Annotated in this window: 8 protein-coding genes; 2 read left to right on the top strand and 6 right to left on the bottom strand. The window is 49.4% G+C overall.

Going from position 1 to position 6,711, the window contains the following annotated elements:
- The coding region (locus Q397_RS0118200; protein ID WP_028879616.1) for an IS1182 family transposase at window positions 1-236 on the bottom strand (236 nt) is incomplete at its 3' end.
- A gap of 96 nt (window positions 237-332) precedes the next feature.
- Window positions 333-854: a hypothetical protein gene (locus Q397_RS0118195; protein ID WP_028880631.1), complete on the bottom strand. Its 522-nt coding sequence runs from the start codon at window positions 852-854 to the stop codon at window positions 333-335.
- 149 nt (window positions 855-1,003) lie between these two features.
- Between Q397_RS0118195 and Q397_RS0118190 the strand changes: the two genes are divergently transcribed.
- Window positions 1,004-1,714: a phosphatidylserine decarboxylase gene (locus Q397_RS0118190; RefSeq protein WP_205618863.1), complete on the top strand. Its 711-nt coding sequence runs from the start codon at window positions 1,004-1,006 to the stop codon at window positions 1,712-1,714.
- Window positions 1,715-1,730: 16 nt separating this feature from the next.
- Window positions 1,731-2,558, top strand: a complete 828-nt coding sequence (pssA, locus tag Q397_RS0118185; RefSeq protein WP_028880629.1) for a CDP-diacylglycerol--serine O-phosphatidyltransferase — start codon at window positions 1,731-1,733, stop codon at window positions 2,556-2,558.
- Between the two features lie 81 nt (window positions 2,559-2,639).
- Here pssA and Q397_RS0118180 read toward each other — a convergent pair whose 3' ends face one another.
- The 4 genes from Q397_RS0118180 to Q397_RS24470 form a co-directional block, all read right to left on the bottom strand.
- Window positions 2,640-3,902 carry a methyl-accepting chemotaxis protein gene (locus Q397_RS0118180; RefSeq protein WP_240475101.1) on the bottom strand — a complete coding sequence of 421 codons (1,263 nt, stop codon included), beginning with the start codon at window positions 3,900-3,902 and terminating at the stop codon, window positions 2,640-2,642.
- Window positions 3,903-3,915: 13 nt separating this feature from the next.
- Window positions 3,916-4,443 (bottom strand): PAS domain-containing protein, encoded by a 528-nt coding sequence (locus Q397_RS0118175; protein WP_028880627.1) that lies wholly within the window; start codon window positions 4,441-4,443, stop codon window positions 3,916-3,918.
- Between the two features lie 237 nt (window positions 4,444-4,680).
- Window positions 4,681-5,832 (bottom strand): PP2C family protein-serine/threonine phosphatase, encoded by a 1,152-nt coding sequence (locus tag Q397_RS0118170; protein WP_028880626.1) that lies wholly within the window; start codon window positions 5,830-5,832, stop codon window positions 4,681-4,683.
- A 4-nt stretch (window positions 5,833-5,836) separates the two neighbouring features.
- Complete coding sequence (locus tag Q397_RS24470; RefSeq protein ID WP_051610305.1) at window positions 5,837-6,709, bottom strand: ATP-binding protein; 873 nt, start codon at window positions 6,707-6,709, stop codon at window positions 5,837-5,839.
- Between the last annotated feature and the right edge of the window lie 2 nt (window positions 6,710-6,711).

Below are 6,711 nucleotides of genomic sequence, written 5' to 3'. Positions count from 1 at the left end.
AACTGACGCTCGGAGCGAATGCCAAAGAGATAACCGACCAGTAAAGCCTTAAACAACATAGTCGGATCAAGCGGAGGTCGACCATTATCGGCGCAATATAAAGGCGCCACTTTGTCGTGAATGAAACTGAAATCAATATGCGCATCAATTTTGCGCAAAAGATGGTTGGACGGAACCAGACTATCCAGACTGACCATCTCAAGTTCCGTTTGTTGAGGACCGCGTTTTTTAAGCATTCCTCATTGAATCACAAAGGCCTCGCCAAGGCGAGACCTTTGTCAGCAATCTGAGGAAGGTGTTTATGACCTTCCTTTTTTTCTCTCTCAACGGTGTTAAGCCGTCGGCGGTAGCGTTTCCTGCCGACGATAATGGGTCGGCGCGCTAAACTTATTGATCTGTTGCGGCGGACGGATGCTGCTGACCAGTTCGAGATAAGGTTTCAGTTGCAGCAGTACTTTTGCCGTTTCCGACATAATGACGCGTGGGGTCAAACTGCCTTGCACCTTCACTTCTTTAATCAAAAGGATACGCTGTTTTTCATCAATCCGAACCTTGCCGCGCACAACCCGGCTGGCTTGGCTCACCACGGTCATAATACTGCTGCGCGCAAATGAGCTTTGGTACGAGTAGGGTAAATGCCCGATGATCCCATGCACGCGCAAAACCGCCTGCTTGTCTCTCTGATCCGCATGGACCGCGAACCAATAGCCCTGATACTGCACCATAAAATCAATTGCCGTGCGACAGACTGCGTGGGTTAATGCCCCATCCTCAGTATTGATCCGATCGGTTAGCGCTAACGCCCCGCTTTTACGATTTGAAAACTCGACAAGGCTTCTGGCTTTCGTTGGCATTTGTTTTTTGCACACTATCTAATTGATATCCCTTTTTCCAATCTATCACGGACTTTCATACAAACAAAAGGAAAAGCCGTCTTTACGCCATTGCCGTATCCTGTTACGAAGAGTGCAATATTTATCTTGTCAAATGGAAGAAGACCGTGCTGAAAGTTCTCTTTGTGCCGATCAACCGTGAAGGTTGGCCCTTTATCGCTATCTTTGCGATTTTAACGCTTGTCCTGATGACAGGTGCCTATGCTTTGGAATGGTTTAACGCCGTTCAACCTATTGGTTGGGTTGGGGCGATCCTGACCGTCTGGTGTATCTGTTTCTTCCGTGACCCGCATCGCGTCACACCGACTCGCGAAGGTCTGGTGATTTCCCCGGCTGACGGTGTGGTCCAGCTGATCGACCGTGCAGCACCGCCTGCTGAACTGGGGATGGGGGATGCAGAACGCACCCGCGTTTGCGTCTTCATGAACGTCTTTAATGTTCACGTTAACCGCTCTCCATTAGATGGTGTTGTTAAAAAAGTTGCCTACCGTCCGGGTAAGTTCCTCAATGCCTCGCTGGATAAAGCCAGTGTTGATAACGAACGTATGAGCCTGTCACTTGAAACCAAAGACGGCAAGGAAATCGCCTTTGTCCAGATCGCAGGTCTGGTTGCGCGTCGCATTGTCTGCTGGACAAAAGAGGGCGATGAATTGAAAGCTGGGGAACGTTTTGGTATGATCCGTTTCGGCAGCCGCGTCGATGTGTACCTACCGGAAGGCGTGGAACCTATGGTGAGCTTGGGTCAAACAACCAAAGCTGCGGAAACCGTACTTGCCGACATGAATTCAACTGAACCGGCACGCGTCGGCGAAGTCCGTTAAGGCGAAGTGAGAGACGATGATAAAACAGCGCCCGCCGCGATTAAAAAGATTACCGATCAACCGTCTGATCCCTAATATGCTGACCGTCACGGCGCTTTGTGCCGGGATGACTGCCATCAACTTTGCTTCCCGCGAAATGTGGGAAGCTTCTGTTTTTGCGATTGTGGTCGCTGCGGTCCTTGACGGGCTGGATGGCCGCGTCGCCCGCATGCTGAATGCCCAAAGCAAATTTGGGGCGGAACTGGACTCCCTGTCCGACTTTATCAGCTTTGGTGTCGCCCCGCCGATGATCCTCTATTTCTGGACGTTGGAACATGCCGGTCGCATCGGTTGGGTATTTGTCCTGTTCTTTACCATCTGCATGGCTTTGCGCCTTGCGCGCTTCAACACCGCCCTGGAAGACCCGGACAAGCAGGAATGGGAAAACAACTTCTTTACGGGTGTGCCCGCCCCTGCAGGTGCTTTGCTGATCATGTATCCGCTGGTCCTGTCCTTTATGTTTGGGGATGACTTTTTCCGCAACCCTGCCATGGCAGCCGTCTTCTTGATTGCCATCGGCGGATTGATGGTAAGCCGTATCCCGACCTTTTCCTTTAAAAAGGCAAAAGTGGCACAAGCCTATGTGCTGCCGGTCATGATTGGTGTCGGTTTGATTGCGGCCTTTCTGGTCAGCGCCCCTTGGGCCATGCTGTCGGTCATTGGTGCGATCTATCTGGGAAGCATTCCGCTCAGCCTGAAGTCCTATCGCACATGGAAAAAACGCGCCGAACGCGGTGAGTTTGATGTGAATGACGAAGACCTCGACATTCATGATCCAGAGCATCAAAAGGACGACAAAGAGTAAGCTGTCACACCAGCACATAAAAAGGACGCTGACATCCCTGCCAGCGTCCTTTTTTCATGTTTGTAGCGTGACGGGGGTTGCTTAGCCGCGCACCACACTTTCCACAAAGGCATTTACGTCATCAGACAGCACCTGTGCCTGTTTTGCCAGCTCCGCAGAGGCCGACTGGATCTCCCCGACCGCACTGCTTGACTCTGACGCGCCGGTTGCGACATCACCAATGGTATCGGCGACCGTGCGCACTTTGCCAACCGCATACTGGGAGTTCTGGCTAATCTCGCTCACGACCGCAGACTGCTGCTCAACGGTAGTTGCAATTTGGCCTGCGGTTTCGTCAATTGCTTCAATCATCTGTGTGATTTTCTGGATCGCATCAACCGCTGAATCTGTAGCGCGTTGCATGGAAGTCACTTGAGTTGTGATCTCCTCTGTCGCCCGTGACGTCTGATTTGCCAGATTTTTCACTTCCCCGGCAACGACCACAAAACCTTTACCGGCTTCACCTGCGCGGGCGGCTTCGATGGTTGCGTTCAGGGCAAGCATGTTGGTCTGATCCGCAATATCGTTGATCAAATTGACAACTTCACCAATACGCGAGGCGGCTTCATGCAACGTTGCAATCACCTCGTTTGCATCACCGGCACGGCCCACCGCTTCTGACGCCATTTCAGCAGAACGGGTCACTTGGGCATGAATCTCGTTGATTGACGCGTTAAACTCTTCCGTAGCTGCTGCCACACTTTCCACATTGCTGGAGGCACTCCCAGCCGCATCACGGACAGTCTCTGACTGATTGCTGGTGCGCAAGGCAACATCCCCCAAAGACGAACTTGAGGCTTCAAGCTCTTGCGCCGCAGAGGAGACATTATGAACAACACCTTTGATATTTGCCCCGATTGCACTGGCACTTTTTACAAAGTCTGTAGTCTTTTTACCCATCGCGTCCAGACCGTCGTTTACGACAGCAGCGTAATTGATAAAGTCACCTGTAATCCCGCGTAACAGAATTTTGCGAAAATACTTGCCCTTTGATGCGTATTCCAGTGCCGCCCCTGCTTCACGGGCAAAAGCTTCTGTCTGGTCAAGCAAATGGTTTGTGTCGTGCATCAATTGCGACACCGTGCTTCTGCCACGGATATCCAGTACGCGCACGTCCAGACGACCTGCTGCCGCCTGCGTCATAACCTGACGGGTCTTTTCGACCATATTGTTCGCCGTAATGATCGCGCGCAGAGCAAAGACCTGAACGATGACACTAAGTGCGGCTATACCACCGGCAACCGGCCCGAATTCAACAAACAGGTAAATTGCAACAGCCACAGAAACAATAAGCGAAAAGACCATAACTCGTTCTGATCTAGATCGAGAGAATAAATTCATCGTATTCCATTCCTGCTTCTGCGAGTTTACCGAGCAACATTTGATAGGCCGCATTCATCCCGTCTTTACGGTTCGAATGACGGTCTTCTTCCGCTTTCAGCTCTGCATAAAGGGGTTTAATAATCTCTAACGAACCGGGGTTTGGCACCCGTCGATTAGAATGATAACCTTTAATTGTTTTCCCATCTTCGTCAAATGTCGGCGTAACATGAGCAAGAACCCAATAGTGATCACCAAATTTAGTGCGGTTGACCACATAGGCAAACAACTCACGTCCTTCGGAAATCGTGTCCCATAGCAGTTTAAAGACACAACGCGGCATATCCGGATGACGGATCATACTATGGGGCTGACCTATAACTTCCGCTTCCGTGTAGTCGGCAACCTGTAAAAAGGTTTGGTTTGTATAGATCAATCGCCCTTTGGTATCTGTTTTACTGACGATAATTTCGTCACGAGCGAATGTTCGCTCTCTACCTGTCAAAGCCGCTGAGTTTTCCGCCATTAACGTCCCCCTTTTCTATTCAACCAGAGAAGTGCGTATTTTTTAGAAAGTAGCACCGCCCAAATTAAACTTTTGTTAGAGCCATAAGAAGTAATACTTTAGCTTAATTTTTGCTGTTATATACTGCAATCAGATAAGAAACTCAAAAACAAAAAAGGTGAAATTCAGTAAAATTTTACGGATTTGCAATGTTATTTTTTTAGAGTCATCCTAATATACAGCATAACCCCCTACAAACTAACTCTTCCAATTAATACAAATGGCAGTCAAATCATCATCTAACGGTTTTGGGGCCACGGCAACAAAAGGGGCTAGAATGTCCTCAACCGTAATGTTTTTCTGGGATTGAGCGAGGTTCAGAAGCATTGTTTCAAGTCCATCCTGCCCTAAAGACAAGTTCTCTTTTCGACCATGTTCGATCAATGCATCACTATAAAAAAACAACTTATCCAGAGGTGAAAGTTTCATCCGCCGGTCTTCATATACCGCATTTTGGGCGATCCCAAGCGGTACTCCCTTACCATTCCCCACTTCAATGGAGTAATCGGAAAAGCTAATCCTGATGGGGGAACGCGCACCTGCTGCCGCATAGTCAAAATAGCCTGCCTTACGATCAAAGACCCCCAAAAGAACAGTTGCAAATTGACCTGTCTGCAACTGATTGCACATCCAATGGTTGAGATGGGTAAGATACGCCGCCGGTGACTTATCGCCAATCGGGTCACTGTCAATCTTGCTGTGAAGGCGAAAGGTATTCATGGCCGCAGAAATCCCATGCCCCGAAAAATCTACAAGATAGAACATCACTTTGTCTGGTCCCAAAAGATGCACCCCCCACATATCCCCGCCCAACTCCGTTGAAGGTTCATAGTGACTGGAAATTTCCAGTCCGCCTTTTTCCTCCACATCCTTGATGGTCTTTTGGCATGGCAGCAGGTCGCTTTGCATGGTATGCGCGCGTTCCATCTCCTTTTTAATTTCATCATGGGAGTTTTGGGCATGGCTGGTGACACGTCGCACCTGGCGCAAACAGGTTTCTACCCTCACTAACAGCACATCAAAATCAATCGGCTTGGTCAGAAAATCATCGGCCCCGTCACGCAAGCCTTTCAACATATCGTCACGTTCCCCAAAGGCTGTGAGGAAAATAAAAGGTACATTGCCCCACTGGGCATTACAGGTCCGCACTTTTGACAGCAATTCATGCCCATCCATCCTTGGCATGCGAATATCACACAAAACCAAATCGGGACGTTGTGTCTGAAGAAGGTGGAGCCCCTCAACGCCATCTGCGGCCTCAATCACCTCATAACCGGTGTCGCGCAATTCTTCGCAAATATCGCGCCGCAGATTATCTTCATCTTCGATACAGAGAATTTTGAACATCATTCCCCTACCCCCCAAGGGAAAACGAACAGGTCAGCTCATTGCCGCTGCCAAGATATTCCAAAGTATTCAATCCCGATTTTTTGGCGATCAAAATGCCGCGTCCTGCAATCTCAGCCCCCTTTTGCTTCAGGGTCAGGCCCAACATTTCCCGCCAATCAAACCCCTTGCCTTCATCCAAAAGGGACAAATGGATCTCTTTATCATCCCGACTGAACCTCAAACGGACATATTTATCCGCATAGCCTTTTTGGGACAAACGGGTTTCAATTTCCTCAAGCCAACGGCCTTTGCGTTTCAGGGCCTGTTTTTGCCCTCCCGATATACCGAGATTACCGTGTTCCACCGCATTGATAAACAGTTCACTCAAACCCAAACGCAGCAGCTTTTTCTCCGGTGCAAGGGTTGCTAGCAACAGTGCCAGCGCCTGTGCTTCTTCCAGTGTTTTAAAATGAAATTCCGCCTGCTCACAGGATTTAATCCCGGTCACAGCTTTGACCAGATCGTTGCGCAACAGCCGCCTTTTAATATGCCCTTCCAGCAAGGCGCGTGACATCTCTTCCAATAAACAGTCTTGCGCATAGACCTGTACATTATCAAAATGTTCCAAGAGAACATCTTTATATTCAGGAGGGCATAGGACAGGTGCCTGACTTTCACGGATCAACAGTTCCACACTGCCAACCCCGACGCTGCCTTGCGGCACATCAACATCGTGACCGAATACCACAAGGTCCGGTTCAAAATCATTCTGTTCGCTGGTAAAGGCACACTGATGATATACGATCATCAGGCCCAGATTACGCGCAACCGCCGCAATCTCCCGCCGTTTCGTCACATTTTTTTCAAGGACGAAACAACACTGTTGTTGACCGATCATCT

It is taken from the genome of Terasakiella pusilla DSM 6293 (genome assembly GCF_000688235.1).
GTDB classification, from domain to species: Bacteria; Pseudomonadota; Alphaproteobacteria; order Rhodospirillales; family Terasakiellaceae; genus Terasakiella; species Terasakiella pusilla.
This window is presented reverse-complemented; position numbering and strand designations above follow the sequence as displayed.